Annotated in this window: 18 protein-coding genes; 17 read left to right on the top strand and 1 reads right to left on the bottom strand. The window is 52.3% G+C overall.

The features are described from left to right. Positions 1–100 precede the first annotated feature (100 nt). The 5 genes from dapA (at position 101) to RB297_RS09140 (ending at position 6,878) form a co-directional block, all read left to right on the top strand. Entirely contained in the window at positions 101–982 is an 882-nt protein-coding gene (gene dapA / locus RB297_RS09160; RefSeq protein WP_096774494.1) for a 4-hydroxy-tetrahydrodipicolinate synthase, read from the top strand. A gap of 225 nt (positions 983–1,207) precedes the next feature. Then, positions 1,208–2,887, top strand: coding sequence for a ribonuclease J (locus RB297_RS09155; protein WP_009594732.1), 1,680 nt, complete (start codon positions 1,208–1,210; stop codon positions 2,885–2,887). A gap of 268 nt (positions 2,888–3,155) precedes the next feature. Next, on the top strand, positions 3,156–3,932 hold the full coding sequence (locus tag RB297_RS09150; protein WP_090908232.1) for a ClpP family protease: 777 nt from the start codon (positions 3,156–3,158) through the stop codon (positions 3,930–3,932). After that, on the top strand, positions 3,929–4,171 hold the full coding sequence (locus RB297_RS09145) for a YlzJ-like family protein (RefSeq protein ID WP_009594714.1): 243 nt from the start codon (positions 3,929–3,931) through the stop codon (positions 4,169–4,171). The genes RB297_RS09150 and RB297_RS09145 overlap by 4 nt, the downstream gene beginning before the upstream one ends. 40 nt (positions 4,172–4,211) lie before the next feature. Then, positions 4,212–6,878, top strand: coding sequence for an FtsK/SpoIIIE family DNA translocase (locus RB297_RS09140; protein ID WP_375120302.1), 2,667 nt, complete (start codon positions 4,212–4,214; stop codon positions 6,876–6,878). An 81-nt stretch (positions 6,879–6,959) separates the two neighbouring features. Here RB297_RS09140 and RB297_RS09135 read toward each other — a convergent pair whose 3' ends face one another. Beyond that, positions 6,960–7,823 (bottom strand): helix-turn-helix transcriptional regulator, encoded by an 864-nt coding sequence (locus RB297_RS09135; RefSeq protein WP_375120587.1) that lies wholly within the window; start codon positions 7,821–7,823, stop codon positions 6,960–6,962. Between the two features lie 190 nt (positions 7,824–8,013). Between RB297_RS09135 and uxaC the strand changes: the two genes are divergently transcribed. The 12 genes from uxaC to RB297_RS09075 all read left to right on the top strand — a co-directional run bounded on the left by uxaC (position 8,014) and on the right by RB297_RS09075 (position 20,728). Then, positions 8,014–9,438, top strand: a complete 1,425-nt coding sequence (uxaC, locus tag RB297_RS09130) for a glucuronate isomerase (RefSeq protein WP_375120301.1) — start codon at positions 8,014–8,016, stop codon at positions 9,436–9,438. Between the two features lie 3 nt (positions 9,439–9,441). After that, the gene (locus RB297_RS09125) at positions 9,442–10,956 is read left to right on the top strand and encodes a tagaturonate reductase (RefSeq protein ID WP_375120300.1); all 1,515 of its coding nucleotides are present in this window, start codon (positions 9,442–9,444) and stop codon (positions 10,954–10,956) included. Next, on the top strand, positions 10,953–12,467 hold the full coding sequence (locus RB297_RS09120) for a UxaA family hydrolase (protein ID WP_375120299.1): 1,515 nt from the start codon (positions 10,953–10,955) through the stop codon (positions 12,465–12,467). The genes RB297_RS09125 and RB297_RS09120 overlap by 4 nt, the downstream gene beginning before the upstream one ends. Positions 12,468–12,512: 45 nt before the next feature. Next, on the top strand, positions 12,513–13,625 hold the full coding sequence (locus RB297_RS09115) for a glycoside hydrolase family 88/105 protein (protein ID WP_375120298.1): 1,113 nt from the start codon (positions 12,513–12,515) through the stop codon (positions 13,623–13,625). Positions 13,626–13,818: 193 nt separating this feature from the next. After that, entirely contained in the window at positions 13,819–14,631 is an 813-nt protein-coding gene (sleB, locus tag RB297_RS09110) for a spore cortex-lytic enzyme (protein ID WP_096774487.1), read from the top strand. A gap of 123 nt (positions 14,632–14,754) precedes the next feature. Further along, complete coding sequence (gene yfmF / locus RB297_RS09105; protein WP_096774486.1) at positions 14,755–16,035, top strand: EF-P 5-aminopentanol modification-associated protein YfmF; 1,281 nt, start codon at positions 14,755–14,757, stop codon at positions 16,033–16,035. A 3-nt stretch (positions 16,036–16,038) separates the two neighbouring features. Beyond that, positions 16,039–17,319 (top strand): EF-P 5-aminopentanol modification-associated protein YfmH, encoded by a 1,281-nt coding sequence (yfmH, locus tag RB297_RS09100; protein ID WP_375120297.1) that lies wholly within the window; start codon positions 16,039–16,041, stop codon positions 17,317–17,319. Next, a complete protein-coding gene (ymfI, locus tag RB297_RS09095; protein ID WP_036659259.1) occupies positions 17,319–18,089 on the top strand; it encodes an elongation factor P 5-aminopentanone reductase in 771 nt (256 codons plus the stop codon). Before yfmH ends, ymfI begins: the two co-directional genes overlap by 1 nt. Before the next feature lie 108 nt (positions 18,090–18,197). Further along, positions 18,198–18,452, top strand: coding sequence for a DUF3243 domain-containing protein (locus RB297_RS09090; protein WP_009589302.1), 255 nt, complete (start codon positions 18,198–18,200; stop codon positions 18,450–18,452). A gap of 204 nt (positions 18,453–18,656) precedes the next feature. Beyond that, entirely contained in the window at positions 18,657–19,424 is a 768-nt protein-coding gene (locus tag RB297_RS09085) for a DUF3388 domain-containing protein (protein ID WP_009589314.1), read from the top strand. Positions 19,425–19,473: 49 nt separating this feature from the next. Beyond that, a complete protein-coding gene (locus tag RB297_RS09080; RefSeq protein WP_375120296.1) occupies positions 19,474–20,478 on the top strand; it encodes a RodZ domain-containing protein in 1,005 nt (334 codons plus the stop codon). Between the two features lie 76 nt (positions 20,479–20,554). Further along, complete coding sequence (locus RB297_RS09075; RefSeq protein WP_277746376.1) at positions 20,555–20,728, top strand: hypothetical protein; 174 nt, start codon at positions 20,555–20,557, stop codon at positions 20,726–20,728. Positions 20,729–20,775 lie beyond the last annotated feature (47 nt).

The raw sequence follows: 20,775 nt of genomic DNA, 5'->3' as shown, positions 1-20,775 counted from the left end.
AGACGGATATTCCCTTAAAGCGTTTGATAGGAAATAATATAGATAAGATTACTTACGAAGGAAGCATTCCCGCGCGGGAATGCTTTAAGGAGGAATCATTGTGGATTTCGGAAGACTGATTACGGCTATGGTAACCCCTTTTGATCAGAACGGCCAGATCAATTGGGACGAGACTGCGAGATTGATTGAGCACCTGATTGTGGAACAGAAGTCGGATTCCCTGGTCATTGCTGGAACGACCGGCGAATCGCCAACGCTTAGCGAAGACGAAAAGCTTGAATTGTTTAAGTTCGCTGTGAAACAGGCGGGCGGACGGAGCAAGATCATCGCGGGCACCGGCAGCAACAATACGTCACATTCCGCAGAATTGACGAAAAAAGCCGAAAGCTGCGGCGTCGACGGCATTTTGCTTGTTGCACCCTACTACAACAAGCCGAACCAGGAAGGACTCTACCAGCATTTTAAGGCGATTGCCGAGGCAACCTCCTTGCCCGTCATGCTGTATAATGTGCCTGGAAGAACGGGCATCAGCCTAAGCACGTCCACCACGTTAAGGCTGGCACAAATTCCGAACATCGTTGCGACCAAGGAATGCGCTTCGATTGACCAGGTTACCGGCATTGCCGCAGGTGCTCCCGAAGGATTCATTGTATATTCCGGCGACGATTCCGCGGCATTGCCTGCATTGTCGGTGGGTGCTTATGGAATCGTAAGCGTGGCCAGCCATATTGCAGGTGCCCGCATGAAGGACATGATCGAAGCCTACGTGGAGGGGAACGTGAAGGAAGCTGCCAAGCTTCATCAATCCTTATTCCCGCTGTTCAAAGGCCTCTTTGAATGTCCTGACCCGCTTCCGAATCCTGCGGCGGTAAAATTCGCTTTGAACGAACGCGGCTATCAAGTCGGCGGGGTTCGCCTGCCGCTCGTTGCTCCAAGCGAGAACGAGGCTGCTTTTATCCGTAATATGCTGTCTTCCTTGTAAGCTGCCGCTTAGCTATTTTCAGGGCCACTGCCTTCATCGAAGGCGGTGGCTTTCTTCGTTTTAAACCCTTTTGATTCTGGGCATCCTATGGCTCACGAAGGTGGCTGACTTGTGTTTTCACTTTTTCATCATGTATAATGAATTCAAGTGACTGGGTGCGGTATTTTTTTGAAATTTAATATAACAATGGTACGACGTCCAAAACTATAGGAGGGTTAGATACATTTGTCTAAGAAAATAAGCAGCGATAAACTATCGATTTTTGCCTTGGGCGGCGTCGGTGAAATCGGGAAGAACATGTATGTCATCCAGTATGCAGGCGACATCGTTGTCGTGGATGCGGGATTGAAGTTCCCAGAAGAAGATATGCTTGGGATTGATATTGTTATTCCTGATATTAGCTATTTAACGGAAAATCGCGACAAAGTGAGAGGGATTTTGCTGACTCACGGTCACGAGGACCATATCGGCGGCCTCCCTTACGTATTGAAACACTTGAACGTTCCTGTATACGGAACGAAATTGACGCTCGGATTGGTGGAAAACAAGCTCAGAGAAGCGAATTTGCTTGGTGAGACGAAACGGATTCTGATCCATGCGGATTCGGAAGTTCAACTCGGAAACACATTGAAAGCGACCTTCTTCAAAACCAATCACAGCATTCCGGATTCCGTGGGGATCTGTATCGAAACGCCGGAAGGCAATGTGGTGCACACGGGGGACTTTAAATTTGACCATACTCCGGTCAATGACCAGTATGCGGATCTGCAGCGTATGGCTGAGATCGGAAGCAAGGGAGTATTGGCACTTCTGTCGGACAGTACAAACGCAGAGCGCCCCGGCTTTACGCCTTCCGAGAAAAACGTAGGCATCGTGCTGGAAGACATCTTCCGCAAAGCCGAGCAGCGGGTTGTAGTTGCAACGTTTGCATCGAACGTGCACCGCATACAACAGGTTGTCAACGCAGCCGAGTCCACCGGACGCAAAATCACGGTAATCGGGAGAAGCATGGTTAACGTTGTATCCATTGCCGCAGAGCTTGGATACCTGCACATTCCGGACGGCATGCTGATCGAACCCGAAGAGGTAAATAAAATGGCAGCGGACCGCGTTGTCGTATTGTGTACGGGCAGTCAGGGAGAACCGATGTCAGCGCTCACGCGCATGGCACGTTCCACTCACCGCAAGGTGGACATTCTGCCGGGAGATACGGTCATCATCGCCGCGACTCCAGTACCAGGAAATGAGAAGTACGTGGGTCGTACGATCGATGAGTTGTTCCGTCTTGGAGCAGACGTCATTTACAGCGGATCCAATTCGGGCGTCCACGTGTCGGGTCACGGCAGCCAGGAAGAGCTTAAGCTGATGCTGAATCTGATGAAACCGCAATTTTTCATCCCTGTCCATGGCGAGTACCGGATGCAGCGCCGTCATGCCCTGCTTGCGGAATCCGTTGGCGTGGATCCGGACAACATCTTTATTACCGATATCGGAGAAATTGTGGAGATTCAAGGCGGCTCGGCCCGCAAAGCCGGCAAAGTGACCGCCGGCAATGTGCTGATTGACGGACTTGGCGTCGGGGACGTAGGGAACATCGTACTGCGCGACCGCAAGCTTCTGTCCCAGGACGGAATTCTGGTCGTTGTCGTTACGTTGAGCAAACAAAACGGCTCCATCGTTTCCGGTCCCGATATTATTTCCCGTGGATTCGTATACGTACGAGAATCCGAAGGGCTTCTGGATGAAGCCAACCGTATCGTTTCCAGCACGCTTCAGAAGCTGATGAGCGAAAACGTGAATGAATGGGCGTCACTGAAGACCAGCGTGAAAGACGCTTTGGGACGCTTCTTGTATGAACAAACACGTCGCAGACCGATGATCTTGCCGATCATCATGGAAGTCTGATACGAGACAATACAATAAATCAGGCACACAGTCGCCCCTTTTTCGCAGGTAATAATTGGACGGTTTCCGCGAAAAAGGGGCTATTTATATGGAAATCATTGAAACTTCTCCCGATTGGTTCGGCAGGAGTTTTTTGTTTGTTATGAGCAAGGCCTAATGCCGAATGTTCTGCACAAGCATAAAAAAGCCGCGTCATTTGCCATACTAAGGGTTAGCTATGTGTTTGTTGCAGCAGCTAGACATTAAGAATAAAAGGCAGGGATGCGCGATGGACAACGATCAACGGATGACGGGAAACAGAAAAGCGGGGTGGACCGGCGAGACGGAGGCGCCTCCGGTCGTTCCGACCGAGGAAGGCAAGAAAGCGGCCGTGACGGAAACCATTCAGCAGCTGGGACAGACGGGGCTTCCGACCGGCGGAGAATCCAACGTCTTTTGCATGACGATTATTGGGCAAATCGAGGGTCATCTCGTGCTGCCGCCGCAAAATAAAACGACCAAATACGAGCATATGATTCCACAGCTAGTGGCAGCCGAGCAAAATCCGCGAATCGAGGGACTCTTGATCATTTTGAATACCGTTGGCGGCGATGTGGAAGCAGGGCTTGCCATTGCCGAAATGATTGCATCGCTCAGCAAACCGACGGTAACGGTTGTCATAGGAGGGGGTCATAGCATCGGCGTGCCTATCGCTGTTGCCGCAGACCATTCGATTATCGCAGAGAGCGCAACGATGACGATTCACCCGATTCGCATGAGCGGGTTAGTCATTGGCGTGCCGCAAACCTTCGAATACATGGAGAAAATGCAGGAACGCGTCGTGCGCTTTGTGACGAGCCACTCGGGGATCACGGAGGAACAGTTCAAGGATCTGATGTTCAAGACCGGCGAATTGAACAGGGATATCGGTACTGCAGTTTCGGGTGCAGACGCCGTAAAGTATGGCTTAATGAACGAAGTGGGTGGAATCGGACAGGCATTAAGCCGACTGAACAGCATGATCGCCGAGCGTAAAACGATTCAGCCCGGGGGGATTACGCAATGACTTGGTACAGCGTCATGCCCTTGGATCCGACGACCGGGCTGCTTCAAGTGGAGCAGGAGGTCATGTCCAGGGAAGTTCGAGTCGATGGCATTTTGATGGAAGTGAAGCCTGTAACGGAAGAACAGGCGAAAATCGTTCGTTTATTGGATTGCGGGCTTCATGATTACTTGAACCCGCGCTACGCGCCAGGGACCATGATTCGCTATATTCCGACCGTCGAAAATGAGGCTAAAGGCTGAAAACAGAACATAGGTACGCCACCGAATATTATGCTATAATATGGATTCGGGGGTGACACATTTGGCAAAGCGGAAAAGAAAGAAGAAGGCAGCCTTTGCAGCCGTATTGAAATATGAAATTTATGGAATTGTATTGATGACACTCTCGGTCATCGCGTTATCCGGAGAAGCACCGGTGGGGCGTTCCCTGTCCAAGATGTCGGGATATCTGCTGGGTAAGTATTATTTTATCATCCCCCTAATCGGCATTTATTACGGGTTAATGGTGATGATTCACCGAAAATGGCCCAAACGGTGGAACAGCAGGCGTACCGGTGTCCTTCTCCTGGTATTATCGCTCACCTTAATGAGCAGTATTGCGGGTCTGGAGTCCAAATTGGCTCCGATCGGACAATTGAATGCATCGAGTGCGATGAGCCAGATACATAGTGATTTGCAGGGCGAGCTCCTTCATGCCGGGGCGGATGACGGACGTCATCCCGTCATGGGCCGGGATATCAGCGGGGGTTATGTTGGAGCCTTGCAGTTTGCCCTCTTGTTGATGCTGTTCGGCAGCATCGGGGCAAAGTTGATTGTGATTGTCAAGCTGTTTATCAGCTTCATGCTGATTACGAATCTGTCCTATGTCGATTTAATGCGGATGTTCCGCGTCAGGGTTGTGAAAGCCGGGGAACGAATCCAAAAGAAAATGAACAGCCAGCAGACGAAATCAAAGGCGGCGGCGAAGGCAAGCGCCAAGGAGCAACGCATACAGCTGCCGGAGGATCTGGATGAAGACGATGACCTCGACGATATGGAAGGCATGCGGCTGCCGAAGCGTAAAGCGCCGCAATTCTTCCAACTGTTTGGTTCCAAGGGCAACAAGCGGAACGAAGCCGCAGAAGAGGCAGAGGATGTTATGGATGAGTCGGCTCCGGTATTTACGGTTGGCAACGGACATGGTGAGCATGATGAGGGCGAGGTCGTCCTGTTCAGCCGAGCGGATCAAACGGAAGAGGGGACGGATGCTGCATTTTCTGCACCGGATCCTGTGCCTTCTTCGCCGATTATTCGCGATTTCTTCGAGCAGGTGAAGCAAGAAGGACGATTGGATGACGATCAAGACGATCACGAAGCGGTGATGCCTCCGGCACATGAGGACCCTTCGGGGAACGCGGCATCAAGTTCGGATGCCATGGTTGACCCGGAGACGCTGAACGGCGAGACCAATTCAGCTGTTATGGCGGATACTGGTGGGCAAGAAGGATCGGCAGCGGCAGCGCCTCCGGCTCCGCCGCCCAAGCCGTACAAGCTGCCTCCGTTCCGGCTGCTGTCCAAACCGAACAACGGCGGCAAAGGCGGAGACCAGAACGATTACATGCAGACAGCGCGAAAGCTGGAGGCCACGCTGGAAAGCTTTGGCGTTCGGGCCAAGGTTCTGGAGGTTGTCCGGGGTCCGTCGGTAACCCGCTATGAAATTCAGCCGGACATCGGCGTCAAGGTCAGCCGGATCGTGAATCTGACCGATGATATCGCACTCGCGCTTGCGGCCAAGGATATTCGGATGGAGGCGCCGATTCCAGGCAAGTCCGCCATCGGGATCGAAGTGCCGAACAATGAAGTTTCGCTCGTCACCATGCGTGAGGTTATGGAAACGCCGACGTTCCAGGACGCGGAATCGAAGCTGTCGATCGCGTTCGGCCGCGATATTTCGGGCCAGACGATTGTCGGTAATTTGGCACGGATGCCCCATCTCCTAGTTGCAGGCGCCACGGGTTCCGGTAAATCCGTATGCATCAACGGCATTATTACCAGCATCCTGTATAAAGCGAAGCCGGATGAGGTTAAGTTCCTGATGGTCGATCCGAAGATGGTCGAACTCAATGTCTATAACGGGATTCCGCATTTGATGGCGCCGGTGGTAACCGACCCGAAGCGGGCCTCCTTAGCGCTTAAGAAAATCGTCGTGGAGATGGAGAAGCGGTATGAGCTGTTCTCCAAGTCGGGAACGCGGAATATTGAGGGCTACAACAATCTGATGAAGGATAATCTGCCTGCGGTATTGCCGTATATCGTTGTCATCGTGGACGAGTTGGCCGATTTGATGATGGTTGCGGCCAACGACGTGGAGGATGCGATTACTCGATTGGCCCAGATGGCGCGTGCAGCCGGAATCCATCTGATTATCGCGACGCAGCGTCCGTCGGTCGACGTTATCACCGGGGTCATTAAAGCGAACATCCCGTCGCGTATTGCCTTTGGCGTGTCTTCGCAGGTCGATTCCCGAACCATTCTGGATATGGCGGGCGCCGAGAAGCTGCTTGGCCGCGGGGACATGCTGTTTATGCCGATGGGCTCCTCCAAGCCAATCCGCGTTCAGGGAGCCTTTATGAGTGATCATGAGGTCGAGAACATCGTGGATTTCGTCCGGGATCAAGGACAAGCGGAGTATGACGAGTCGTTGGTGCCTGAAATAGAGGAATCTGCAGGCGCGGACGAAGAAGAATTGGATGAGTTGTATGAACAGGCGGTGACCATCGTATTGGAAGCTAAGCAGGCATCCGTATCGCTGCTGCAGCGGAGAATGCGTGTAGGGTACACCCGTGCCGCCCGCCTCATCGATTCCATGGAAGCGCGCGGAGTGATCGGTCCTTATGAGGGCAGCAAGCCGCGGGAAGTGCTGATGTCCATCGAGCAATATCAGCAGCAGCAGAATCGAATCAGCTAAGCGACTCATTGTATGATCACCAACTAAAAAAGGAAGCGAACAAACCTGGACTCCTGGTGGCTCGCTTCCTTTTTTGCATGTTCAGGGGACGCTGTTGATTTTGCGATATTGGCTTGCCGTCATGTTCACGATTTTTTTGAAGGTCCGGTCAAAATGGGTGAGGCTTTCGAAGCCGATCGATTCGGCGATGTCCACGATTTTTAGATCCGTATCCGTCAGAAGGCGCTGCGCCTCGCGAATCCGGGTGAGGTTGAGGTAGTTAATGATCGTAAAGCCCGTAATTTCTTTGAAGATCCGGGACAGGTAGAACGGACTGATGTAGAAGGTTTCGGATAATCCCTGCAGCGTGATTTTGTCTGCGTAGTGGACGTGAATAAACTTCACCACGTCCGTGATTTTCTGATGGAGCGGATTCATGGAGACGTTGGCAGGCAGCGAGGCGGAATGGGTTAATCGATAGGTTTTGATTAATAACTCCGTAAGCAGCACCTGCAGCATATGCTCATACGAAGCGGAGCGTTCCCGGATCTCATCGGCCATTTTATTCAGAATTTGCATGATGATGGCCTGCTCCGGCACGGTTAAACGCAGCAGCGGCCGATCCTGGTTAAACATGCCGAGCAATCCCGATGCCAGCAAGGGATGGCCTTTGCCGAGAAAGGAATCGCTGAAATTAATGACGATACGCTCATGCTCCGGGTCTCCATGGCCCGAGGTTTTATGGACATCGAATTTATTGATGAGAATCAGGTCCCCCGCCCGTATGGAGTACAGCTTCTCTTTGATAAAATAATGGCGTTCTCCCGAAACCAAATAGTAGATTTCGTAAGTTCCGTGATAATGGTTATTCCGTTCAAAGGGCTTTGTGCGGTGAATGCGATGATAGTAAAATTCGCCTTCTTCTTCTCCGTAGGATACGGTATGGGTTTCGCTGGATATGACAATCGCCCCCGCTTCGTTCAGATCATAACATCTTGGAGCTTTTTCAATATATACAGCTATATTGTATCAACTTCTTCTTGCAAAACAAAGCAAGATATGTTGAATAATCCTCTATATTCGCAATAAACGTGAAGAAATCCAACTGATGATGCCGTAACATAGTAGATAATCTACAGAAACGGACGGTGAAATCATGAGACCTTTTATGGATGAACATTTTTTGCTTCATAACGAGACTGCTCGCATCTTATACCACGATTATGCTAAAGCCATGCCAATCATCGACTACCACTGTCATTTGAGTCCGCAAATGATCGTTGACAATCACCGGTTCGAGAACTTAACGGAAGCCTGGATCAACGGTGACCACTATAAATGGCGGGCGATGCGTGCTGCAGGCGTGGAAGAGGCCTACATCACGGGAGGGCCGGGCGTGAACGATTATGACCGCTTCTTGGCTTGGACCCGCACCGTGCCGATGACGATTGGCAACCCCTTATTCCATTGGTCGCATTTGGAGCTGCAAAGGCTGTTCGGCATATCGGATATCATTCAGGAAAAGACTGCTCCGCGAATTTGGGAGGCGGCAAACAAGCGTCTACAGGAACATGATTTCACGACCAGGGGGTTGATTACGTCAAGCAACGTGAAGGTCGTGTGTACGACGGATGACCCGGCGGATAGCCTGGAATATCATATCAAGCTGGCAGAGGAAGGCGATGCCGGATTTCAGATGCTCCCGTCGTTCCGTCCGGACAAGGGGCTGGAGATCAACCGGGAGACGTTCGTTCCTTGGGTGAAGTTGCTCGCCGAGCGAAGCCGGATCGAGATAGCGGATTATCCGGCATTTCTGGCAGCGCTGGAGCAGCGGGCGGAATTTTTCCATTCGGTTGGCGGCAGGGTATCCGATCATGCGCTGGATTACGTGCCTTATCGAGAGGTCAGCGAGGCGCAGGCGGGCGACATTTTCTTGAAAGCGCTTCAAGGGGAGAGGGTTTCCCGGGAAGAAGAGGAACAGTTCAAGACGCGTACGCTGCTTCATCTCGGCCGTGTCTACGCCAGGCTCGGCTGGGTCATGCAGTTCCATATCAATGCCCAACGCAACAACAACACAAGGATGTTCCGACGATTGGGTCCGGATACCGGTTATGATTCGATTCACGATAGTCCGATCGCCGTACCGCTCGTTAAGCTGATGGATCGGCTCGATCAAGAGTCGGCGCTTCCGAGAACGATACTCTATTCGCTCAACCCCAGCGATAACGATATCCTTGCAGCACTGATCGGGAGTTTTCAAGGAGACGGCATTCCGGGCAAAATCCAGTTCGGCTCGGCGTGGTGGTTCAACGACACCAAAGACGGCATGGTCGAGCAGATGAGCAAACTCGGCAATATGGGCCTGTTGAGCCGATTCGTCGGGATGCTGACCGATTCCAGAAGTTTTTTGTCTTTCACCCGGCATGAGTATTTCCGCCGTATTCTTTGCAATCTTCTCGGCGAGTGGGTTACGCGGGGCGAAGCGCCGGATGATCTTCCGTGGCTCGGAGGCATCGTGGAAGATATCTGTTACAACAACGCCGAGCGTTATTTCCGGTTTGGCCAAACGGAAGGGAGATAAACCATGGGTACGAGCACGGACCGAAGCGGATCGTTGAAGTTGGTCGGACGGGAGTTTCTCCAGCAGCAGGATATATGCCAGGACTCGGAGATGTTGAACTTCCCCGTGAAGGTGCTGCAAATCGGCGAAGGTAATTTTCTCAGGGGCTTTTTCGATTGGATGATCTATGAATGCAACCGGCAGGGGCTGTTTCAAGGGAGCGTCGCGGTCAGTCAGCCAAGACCCGGCGGAAGGCCCAAGCTGGAGCAGCTGCGGGAACAGGAAGGGATATACGGCCTGCTGACCCGAGGTCTGCAGGATGGACGAAAAGTTGAGGAGGAGCAGTGGATTCCGGTGTTCTCGAAGATCGTGGATCCCTATGCGGAATGGGAGAACTTCTTAAGGATCGCCGAGTTGGATTCCCTGGATATCATCGTTTCCAATACCACCGAGGCGGGCCTCGATTATCAGCGCAGTGAATGGAATCCGGACGAACCGGTGTTGTCGTATCCCGGCAAGCTGACCATGCTGCTGTATCGGCGTTATAAGCATTATGAGGGCTCTCCGGACAGGGGCTTGATGATATTGCCCTGCGAGCTTCTGGAACGAAACGGGGATATCTTGCGATCCATTGTTTTGCGGCATGCCCAGGATTGGGGGCTTTCGCCCGCCTTTCAGAGCTGGGTGGCGGAGCATAATCTGTTCCTGAACTCGCTTGTAGACCGGATCGTAACCGGTTATCCGGAAGAAGCGGAGCGTTATTTTAACAAATGGGGTCATCAGGATCGATTGCTCAACACGGCCGAGCCCTATTATTTCTGGGCGATTGAGGGCGATCCGTCACTGGAGTCCAGACTGCCTCTACGGTCGGCGGGCCTTCAGGTAAGCTGGGTATTCGATCTGACTCCGTATCAGGTTAGAAAAGTAAGGATCTTGAATGGAACGCATACCCTTATGGCTTCGATAGGCCTGCTCCATGGCTTGAACGAAGTGAAGGAGATGACGGAAAGTCCTGAATGGGGTGACCGCATCCGAAACGCGATGCTCGAGGAGATCGTCCCGGGGGTGCCCCTCCCGCCGGAAGAGGTTGCAGCATATGCCGCAACCGTGTGGGAGCGGTTCGGCAACCCCTTCATTCGGCACAGGCTGCAGGACATCGCCATGAACAGCATGTCCAAATTTAGGGTTCGGGTTCTGCCGAGCTTAAAGGAATATATCAGAATGCATAATGAGCTGCCAAGCACCATTACTATTGGATTGGCTTCCTTGATCCGTCTGTATCATATCGGCACAAAAGAGGGGCAATGGTACGGCACGCGACTTGATGGTGAACGGCTGCCGTTAAGAGATGATCCGGATAACCTGATGACACTGCAGCAAGCTTGGCAAAAGGTAGACGGCGGGGAGTGGACTATACGTCAGCTTGTGGCCTCCATTCTTGGTAACCAGAGGATATGGGGCGAGGATCTGAACCGAATTCCCGCTCTTCATGAAACGGTTAGCAGTTATATCGAAGAAATGGAGCTGAACAACACATGAGTGACATCGTCATACTTCACAGCAAGGATGATGTCGGCATTGCGCTTCGTCCTTTGTCGGCAGGAGAACATGCCATCGGGATCTTGAACGGGAAGGAGCATGCCATCGAATTAACGGAGGACGTCCCGAAGGGTCATAAGGTGGCTCTGCGGTGGATTGAGGCGGGTAGCCATGTTTTCAAATTCGGTTATTCGATCGGTCTGGCGAAGGAAGCCATTTTGCCGGGGACCTGGATTCATACCCACAATTTGAAAACAGGTCTCTCCGGTGAAGTGGAGTATCAGTATAAGCCAAACGCGAATCAAGGGCTTGAGCCTTCAGCTGCCAGCCACGGCTCGTCAACGTTCCAAGGATATGTCAGACCGAACGGCGAGGTTGGAATCCGCAACGAAATCTGGATCATCAACACCGTCGGCTGCATTAATAAAACCTGCGAGCTGCTGGCACGAATGGCAGGTCAGCAGTTTCAAGGGAGAGGGATTGATGGGATTTATCATTTTCCGCATCCTTACGGCTGCTCGCAGCTCGGAGATGATCTGAGCCATACCCAGCGCCTATTATCCTCCCTGGCTCGGCATGGCAATGCCGCAGGCGTGCTCATTATCGGGCTCGGCTGCGAGAACAATCAGATCGATCAAATGCAGGCCATGATCGGGGAGCAGGACGGGAATAGGATCAAATATATGCGTGCCCAGGACATGGAGGACGAATTGGAGGAAGGGTTGTCCCTTATATCCGAGCTCGTGGAATATGCGGAGACATTCAAAAGAACGGAGGTTCCTCTCTCCAAACTGAAGATCGGGCTGAAATGCGGCGGGTCGGACGGCCTCTCGGGCATTACGGCCAATCCGCTGGCGGGCCGCATCGCGGATACGATTACCGCCTATGGAGGCACCGCTCTTCTAACGGAGGTGCCGGAGATGTTCGGAGCCGAAACGATCCTGATGGATCGGGCTGCCGACGAGCAGGTGTTCCAGGATATCACCTTGCTCATCAACAACTTTAAACAATATTTCGTCTCGCATGGACAGGAAATCTATGAAAATCCGTCTCCCGGGAATAAAGACGGCGGCATCACGACCTTAGAGGAGAAATCGCTGGGATGCACCCAAAAAGGGGGGACTGCAACCGTATCCGATGTGCTCCGTTACGGCGTAAGAACTTCGAAGCCGGGACTGAACCTGATCGAGGGGCCGGGCAATGACCTCGTATCGGTTACGGCACTCGCTGCAGCCGGCGCCCACCTCGTGCTGTTCACGACCGGAAGGGGGACGCCGTTTGGGGGGCCTGTACCAACCGTCAAAATCGCGACCAATTCCGAGCTGGCCAAACGTAAAAAGCATTGGATCGATTATAATGCGGGAGCTCTGCTGGAGGGCAAAAGCATGGATGAGCTTCATGCGGAACTCTTGGAGGTCATCGTTCATTTGGCCTCAGGCGTTGAGAAGACGCAAAATGAACGGAACGGCTTCCGGGAAATATCCATTTTCAAGGATGGCGTTATTCTATAAATTCAATCGCTTTTTAGTAATTGATTAGAAAGAGGAGGAGCACGTATGTCCAATCCCGTACAGCAGCAGGCACAGTCCGCTTTGTCACCAATAGAACTCGCCGCCATGGCGTGCCAATCGATCATGGAAACGTATTCGCCCGAGCAGCTTCCGCCTGCAGGCAGGTGGCATTACCATCAGGGCGTATTTTTGGTTGGGTTGTCTCAATTGTGGAAATTTAACGGGGACGCCAAGTTTTTGAATTATATCAAAGGCTATGTTGATCATCTGGTGGACGCTAACGGCAACCTGCTGCTGGAGCGGGGGGAGCTGGATTCCGTTCAAGCGGGCCTGCTCCTGATGGAATTGGATGCTGTGTTTCCCGAATACCGCTACAGGGCCGCAGCAGATAAACTGCTCCGCTTGCTGTCAACGCTGAACCGGACCACCGAAGGCGGCTATTGGCATAAGGACCGGTATCCATACCAGATGTGGCTGGACGGACTGTATATGGGCGGCGTATTTACGATGAACTATGCGAGGCAGTATAACGAGCCGCATTTATTTGACGAGGTATTGTTCCAGGAGAAGCTGATGCGCTCCCATACCAAGGATGAGGCTACCGGTTTGTATTATCATGCTTGGGACGAGAGCCGAACGATGCCCTGGGCGGATCCGGTCAGCGGGCAGTCTCCGGAATTTTGGGGACGCGCCATAGGCTGGTATGCGCTGTCGCTTGTCGAGTTCCTCGATTTACTGCCTGAGCATCATTCGGCGAGGGAAGAGCTGGCTGCCGCGCTACGCGAATTAAGCGAAGCGCTGGTGCGTTATCAGGATCCGGCTACCGGTCTGTGGCATCAGGTTGTGGACAAAGGGGGGCGGGAGGACAATTGGCTCGAAACCTCCTGCTCCAGTCTTTTCACCTATACCTTGGCAAAAGGAGTCCGTCTGGGTTATCTGGATCCTTCTTTTATGACGTATGCGAGACAGGGATATCAAGGCCTGGTCCAATGCGTATATCGCAATGACAAGGGACATTTGGTCATGCCCCACATCTGCATCGGCACGGGGGTAGGCGATTACAAGCATTATGTGGAAAGGCAGCAATGCGAAAATGACCTTCATGGCGTCGGAGCGTTGGTCATGGCGTGCGTAGAGCTAGGCAGAAGCGACGGATGAAAGCGTGTTTGAACGCTGCAACTGATACAGAACATTTAAGGAGCTGTTCCCTCATAGGAGCAGCTCTCTTTGCGCTTATAGGAACTTCTGCGCTCATGCAGTCCTCAGGGAATAGGTGCATAGGATATTGGCAGGCTTGTCATAATAACGGTAGCGAGGCTTGTTAAACCACAAGAGAAAGGTAGAGCGCAGCATGAAAAACTCAAGAATCTGGATTCTGATCAGCATTGCGATACTGTTATCTGCCGTCGTCTTCGCCCAGGGAAGGCTGAAAGCGGATCACAGTTCGATTCTACAGGAAGCTTTGCCGACCTTTAGCCAGCAGACCATCAAATTCGGTTCCACCGGCGAAGACGTGTATGAGCTGCAAGGGCGACTGAAGCACCTAGGCTTTTATCACGGCAAAATCGACAGCGTGTTCGGTTCCAAGACCCAAGGCGCCGTCAAGTGGTTCCAATCCGAGTTCGGCATGAAGGTGGACGGCATCGTGGGGCCGAAGGTCAAACTGAAACTGTATAACGCCACCAAGGATTTCCGTCCGACCGCTCCGAAGCTTCATGAAGGCGGAGGTGCAGCGGCCGGTGCTGGCGGAAACGGCGGCGGTACTAATCAAGGAAATAACAACTTAGCCTCATCGAATACTATGGGCCTGTCCGACAATGATTTGAGAATCATGGCGAATGCCGTTTACGGCGAAGCGCGCGGAGAGCCGTTTGAAGGACAGGTCGCCGTAGCGGCCGTTATTCTCAACCGGGTGAAATCGCCAAGCTTCCCGAACACGCCGCATGGGGTTATATTCGAGCCGAGAGCATTTACCGCGGTCGCTGACGGCCAAATATGGCTGGAGCCGAACGCCCAGGCTCGAAAAGCGGTGGAGCAGGCGCTGAACGGCTGGGATCCTACAGGAGGATGCTTGTACTACTTCAATCCGAAAACAGCCACCTCGCCATGGATTTGGACGCGTCCTCAAGTCAAAACCATCGGTCAACATATCTTCTGTATGTAGCTCAACCAACGGCAACCGGGGCCTGTCTTCGGTTGCTTCTTCACTTTGCGATGGGTTAGAATGTAAGTTATCTATGAAGTAAATTATGGCAACGACAATCCATGATGTAAGGGGATATGGACCTTGACGAAAACGGAATTTGAACACGGTACTGCCGGAGGGATACGGATTCACGTGTTGCCGACAAACCGATTCAAGACATTTGCGATATCGCTTTACGCCGGAAGCCCGTTAGCGGAGGAAACCGTAACCTCGACCGCGCTTACGCCTTTTGTACTGCGCAGAGGGACGGTTTCTTACCCGGAAACCAGAGCATTCCGCGAGCAGCTGGAGCAGCTGTACGGCGCCGGGTTTGGCTTTGACGTGTATAAGCGCGGCGATTATCAGATCGTGCACTTCCGCATGGACACGATCAATGACTCTTTTGTTAAGAGCCCTGAGAGCCTGCTCCGCTCCTCATTTGCTTTTCTGGGCGAGGCATTCACCCAGCCTGTGCTGGAGAATGGCGCATTCCGCAAATCTTACGTGCAGACCGAGCGCGACACGGTCCGCAAGAAGCTGGAGTCTATCGTAAACGATAAGATCCGTTATGCCGCCGAGCGCTGCATTGAGGTTATGTGCAAGAACGAGCCGTACCGATTGCATCCGCTCGGAGAGCGGAAGGACCTTGACGGCATCACGCCGGAGGGCTTGTATGAATCTTATCAGAAATGGCTCCAAGAGTCCGTTTTGGATTTGTACGTGGTTGGCGATACGAGTCTGGATGAGGTGAAGACGCTCGTCGAGGAGCATTTTAAACTGAATCGGACGGAAAGCAGGGATTATGTTCCTTCTATCACGCGGAGGGCCGCTAACGAGACGCAGACGGTCGTGGAGAAGCTGGACATCAATCAAGGCAAACTCAACATGGGCCTTCGAAGCACGATTACGTACGGAGATGATGAATATGCCGCTGCGCTCCTGTATAACGGGATTTTGGGAGGGTATCCGCATTCGAAGCTGTTTGTTAACGTGAGGGAGAAGGAAAGCCTGGCGTATTACGCTTCCTCCCGATATGACGGTCATAAAGGGATTGCTACCATCCAGTCCGGGATCGAGGTTCAAAATTTCGAGAAGGCGGTCGACATCATTCGCCAACAGCTCGATGACATGGCCAAGGGTGCCATCTCGGACATCGAAATGACCCAGACGAAAGCCATGATCCGCAACGTGATCAAAGAAATGCAGGATTCGGCCTTCGAGATGATTGCGTATGATTTTAACCGCACGCTGTCGGGACGGGAACGTACGCCGGATGAGCTGCTGAAGCAGGTCGAGGGCATTGCAGTGGACGATGTGAAGCAGGCGGCTTCGGCATTTTCCCTGGATACGATCTATTTCCTGAAAGGTCAAAAGGAGGAATAGCCGGTGGAGAGCATTCATTATGACAACCTGCAGGAAACGCTGTATTACGAAGTGATGGATAACGGTTTGCACGTGTATGTGCTGCCTAAACCCGGCTTCCAGAAAACCTATGCGACCTTCGCAACCAAGTACGGTTCGGTCGATAACCATTTCAAGGTCCAAGGCGAGTCCGAGACCCGGGTTCCGGACGGAATTGCGCATTTTCTCGAGCACAAAATGTTTGAGGAGCCGGAAGGCGACATTTTTGCCAAGTTTGCTTCCAATGGCGCCTCTGCGAACGCCTTTACCAGTTTTGATCAGACCGTGTACCTCTTCTCGGCCACGGAGAACATTCATGAAAATTTGGAGACGCTGATCGATTTCGTGCAGAATCCTTATTTTACCGACCAGAACGTGGAGAAGGAAAAAGGGATCATCGGCCAGGAAATCAACATGTATCAGGACAACCCGGATTGGCGCGTGTACTTCGGACTGATCGAAGCGATGTATAAGGTGCATCCGGTGCATATCGACATCGCCGGCACGGTGGAATCCATCGGGACGATTACGAAAGAAGATCTGTATACGTGCTACAATGCGTTCTATCACCCGAGCAACATGCTGCTGTTCGTGGTGGGCGGCGTCGATCCCGAGGAAACGATGAACCTGATCCGATCGCACCAAGCCCGAAAATCGTACGACAAACAAGGCTCCATTGAGCGTTTATTCGATCCGGAACCGCAGGGGGTCGAAGAGAAGCGGAGGGAGAGCCGCTTGGCCGTATCGCTGCCGAAATGCCTGTTCGGCTTCAAGGAGAAGCAGGTGGGTTTATCGGCCGATGAGCAGCTGCGCCGCGACCTGACGACCAAGCTGATGATGGATCTCCTGTTTGGCTCCAGTACGGAGTTGTATCAGAAGCTGTACGATGAGGATTTGATCTCCGACAGCTTCGGTCATGAATATAACAGCTCGCCCCAGTATGCGTTCTCCGCGGTTGGCGGGGACACGAAGGATCCGGATCAACTGCTGGAGCGCATCCGTACCGAGGTGGATAAGCTAAAGGCATCCGGATTCCAAGCCTCGGACTTTGAACGGGCCCGCAAGAAGAAAATGGGCGGATACTTGCGTATGCTCAATTCCCCGGAAAACATTGCCCATGAATTTACTCGCTATCAGTTCCGCGGCGCCGATTTCTTCAACGTTTTGCCGGTTTATGAATCCATCACCCTGGAGGATGTCAACCGCCGCCTGCAGGAGCATGTCGATTGGAACCAGCTGGCTTTATCGATCGTCGTGAGTCCGTAATGAAGCAAGGCATGGGAAGAGAATTGAAGCCGATCGGGGAAATGACGGTATTGATTACGGGTGCGAGCAGAGGCATAGGGGCGGCTGTCGCCGAACGCTTTGCCTCGGTCCGCATGAATGTGGTCATCCACTACATGAATTCGCACGAAGCGGCCAACGAAGTAGCCCGCCGCTGCATGGCTTATGGAGCCAAGGTATTAACCGTATCCGCCGACCTGCGCGACAAAGAGCAGATATTACGGATGAAAGAGAAACTGCAGAGTCATGGTATGGAGCCGGATATTCTGGTTAACAACGCGGGCGTGTCCCATTACGGGCTTTTGTCCGACGTGACGGAAGAGCAGTGGGATACTTTGATGTCCATTAACCTGCGCGGGATGTTTCTGTGTTCCCAGGCTTTTATGGGGCGCATGGTTTCCCAGCGCTTTGGCAGAATCATCAATGTATCCTCGATCTGGGGGTTATCCGGAGCCTCCTGCGAGGTATTGTATTCGACAAGCAAAGGCGGCGTTAATGCCTTTACGAAGGCCCTCGCGAAGGAGCTTGCCCCGTCAGGCGTAACGGTGAACGCCGTGGCGCCCGGTGCGGTCGATACGTCCATGCTGGGGCATCTGGAGTCGGATGAAATTCGCATGCTGGAGGATGAAATTCCGGTCGGCCGATTGGCGCAGCCGGATGAGATTTCGTCGCTGGTGTATTTTTTGGCGCTGCCCGAGTCGGGCTACATTACCGGGCAAGTGATCAGCCCGAACGGAGGATGGGTGACCTAGATCTCGTTCGTGGTGCAATTCACCACTCATAAGGTATTGGTTACGGGGACATATTACTATTGTTACTTTAAATCTGAATTGCCACCACGCAAAAGGAGGATTTAATTCATGTCATCCGTAATCAAAAACTTTGATTCCTGGAAGAAATTCCTGGGCGAGCGCGTCGTTCAAGCCGAGAAAGCGGGCATGAGTGAAGACACCATTTCCCAGCTGGCTTATGAGATCGGTGATTTCCTCGATGAGAAGGTTGATCCGCAAAACTCATCCAACCGGGCACTGAAAGAATTGTGGGATGTAGGTAACGAGGAAGAACGCCACGTTATCGCGCGTCTGATGGTGAAATTGGCCAAGAACAACGCATAATCCATTAACAAAAAGCCCCCCGACAATGGGGGCTTTTTGTCAAGAAAAAAGAATGTAATTTTCATGTCACCGTTAATACTTGCCTTTCATTTTTATTTTATATATCATTAACGTGACCCATTTTTCATTTGACCTGTTTTTGCGTGCAATTTTCGCTGGAATTTGTCGAATATTGATGGAAAAGAAGTGCAAAGAGGTGTCTTTGTGGAATCGAATCAATGGTACATGGAATATAAGATACATAAGAACCGGCCCGGTTTGCTCGGTGACATTGCATCCGTGCTGGGCATGCTCGAAGTGAACATACTGACCATTAACGGCGTGGAAGGCCAAACCCGCGGAATGCTGCTCGAGACGGATGACGAAGAAAAAATTGTTCTGATGGGTAAAATGTTAAACAAAATGAAAAATATTACGGTATCAGCCTTGAGGCCCCCGAAACTGGTGGATATTCTGGCTGTCCGTCATGGACGATATATCGACCGGGACTCGGATGATCGTAAAACGTTTCGTTTTACGCGTGATGAGCTCGGTTTACTTGTTGATTTTTTGGGTGAATTGTTCAAAAGGGAAGGTAATCAGGTCATCGGCCTCCGCGGGATGCCACGCGTGGGCAAAACCGAGTCCATTATCGCCGGCAGCGTCTGCGCGATGAAGCGCTGGACCTTCGTTTCCTCTACGCTGCTCCGTCAAACCATTCGCAGTCAACTCTCCGAGGACGAGATGAATACGAACAACATTTTTATCATTGACGGCATTGTGAGCACGATCCGATCCAATGAACGCCACTATCAGCTCCTGCAGGATATCATGGGAATGGAGAGCACGAAGGTGATCGAGCATCCCGATATCTTTGTTCGCGAATCCGAATATTCCTACGATGATTTCGACATTATCATCGAATTGCGAAACAATCCGGAAGAGGAAATCGTTTATGATACGTTCACGGGCTCTTATAGTGACGATTTGTAATATTTTTGTTTGACTTTGACCACGAAATTCTAAAGTAGGAGGTGATGGCATGTCCGAACTGGGACAGCAATTAAGGGAGGCGCGTCTGCAAAAAGGGATGAGCCTTGATGATGTGCAGGAAATGACTAAAATACGCAAGCGATACTTGGAAGCCATCGAGGCAGGGGATTACAAAGTACTTCCCGGCAGTTTTTACGTGCGGGCATTCATCAAAACCTATGCGGAAGCGGTGGGGATCGACCCGGACGAACTGCTTGAAGGGCACAAACAGGATGTGCCTAAATCCGAACCGGAAGCGACCATGGAGCCGGTTATTCAAAAGCGCGCCAGCAGACCGACAGCCGAACGGAACATGAAATGGCTGCCTACGCTGCTGATGTGGACGTTCCCGATCCTGATCGTTGTTGTCATATATTTGGTGGCCATCAATTCGAATGAGCCTAAGGACGAACCGCCGGTCAGCAACAATGATCAGACGCAGACCGATCAGGCGCAGAACCCGCAAACTCCGGATAACACGGATTCCGGGACGCCAGGCGACGGAGCGCAGGGCGGCGACAATGTTCCGGACGGCACGGTTAACGAAGGCACGGACGGAGAAGGAACTGACACCCCAGACGGAACAGAAGGCACAGACGGAACGGACATCGATGAACCGGGTGATTCAACGCCTGGAACGGCTACGGTGACGCAGGACCGGACGGAAGGCAAGAACACCGTATTTAAGGTATCGGGCTCGTCCGTGAAGGTTGAGATTGTGGCCACGAGCGAAGGCAAGAGCTGGGTCGAGGTATACCGCGGCAACAATACTTCCGGGGAGAAGCTGGCTTTCCAAATGCTCGAGAACGGTGCTTCGCTGAGCTTTGACATGGACAGCCAGGGACTCTTCGTGAAATCGGGGAATTCCGCTGCAACGACCATTACGGTTGGCGGCCAGCCCGTAACGGATGGCAAGTCCACGTCGCGCATCGTGCTGGAGCCGGCCGATGGTTCCGCAAGCACCATGGATAACGCGGGTACCGGGGATACATCGGATACCACCGACTTCGAATAATTGCCTGTCCTCCAGGTCATCATAACAGCATGCAGCTGCATGCTGTTATTTCACTTCCCGAAAGAGGTGATGCTCTGTGACGGTCAATTGGATTGTATTCGGATTAGGCGTTATCGTCAGCCTCTTGGGCTATTATTTGATTCCGAGCAGCTGGGGGTATGGCATATTAGGCTTTGGGCTGGCACATATTTTACTCGGCATACTGAGTATGTTCCGCCGTCCGGTGCATGATGAGAAAGCTAGCAGTTGAGGGAGCGGGCTTCGTTTTCGCCGGATGATGTTGGCGATAAGCGGAGT

Source organism: Paenibacillus sp. CR_12, from assembly GCF_041953985.1.
Taxonomy (GTDB): Bacteria; Bacillota; Bacilli; order Paenibacillales; family Paenibacillaceae; genus Paenibacillus_AQ; species Paenibacillus_AQ lautus_A.
Note: the sequence above shows the minus strand (reverse complement) of the source record. Positions and strands in the feature narration are given on the sequence as shown.

Bases quoted from the DNA above. Each gene is read 5' to 3' on its own strand.
- RB297_RS09150 (WP_090908232.1), top strand. From the start codon at position 3,156: ATGGACAACGATCAACGGATGACGGGAAACAGAAAAGCGGGGTGGACC.
- RB297_RS09145 (WP_009594714.1), top strand. From the start codon at position 3,929: ATGACTTGGTACAGCGTCATGCCCTTGGATCCGACGACCGGGCTGCTT.
- RB297_RS09140 (WP_375120302.1), top strand. From the start codon at position 4,212: ATGGATTCGGGGGTGACACATTTGGCAAAGCGGAAAAGAAAGAAGAAG.
- uxaC (WP_375120301.1), top strand. From the start codon at position 8,014: ATGAGACCTTTTATGGATGAACATTTTTTGCTTCATAACGAGACTGCT.
- RB297_RS09125 (WP_375120300.1), top strand. From the start codon at position 9,442: ATGGGTACGAGCACGGACCGAAGCGGATCGTTGAAGTTGGTCGGACGG.
- RB297_RS09120 (WP_375120299.1), top strand. From the start codon at position 10,953: ATGAGTGACATCGTCATACTTCACAGCAAGGATGATGTCGGCATTGCG.
- RB297_RS09115 (WP_375120298.1), top strand. From the start codon at position 12,513: ATGTCCAATCCCGTACAGCAGCAGGCACAGTCCGCTTTGTCACCAATA.
- sleB (WP_096774487.1), top strand. From the start codon at position 13,819: ATGAAAAACTCAAGAATCTGGATTCTGATCAGCATTGCGATACTGTTA.
- ymfI (WP_036659259.1), top strand. From the start codon at position 17,319: ATGAAGCAAGGCATGGGAAGAGAATTGAAGCCGATCGGGGAAATGACG.
- RB297_RS09090 (WP_009589302.1), top strand. From the start codon at position 18,198: ATGTCATCCGTAATCAAAAACTTTGATTCCTGGAAGAAATTCCTGGGC.
- RB297_RS09080 (WP_375120296.1), top strand. From the start codon at position 19,474: ATGTCCGAACTGGGACAGCAATTAAGGGAGGCGCGTCTGCAAAAAGGG.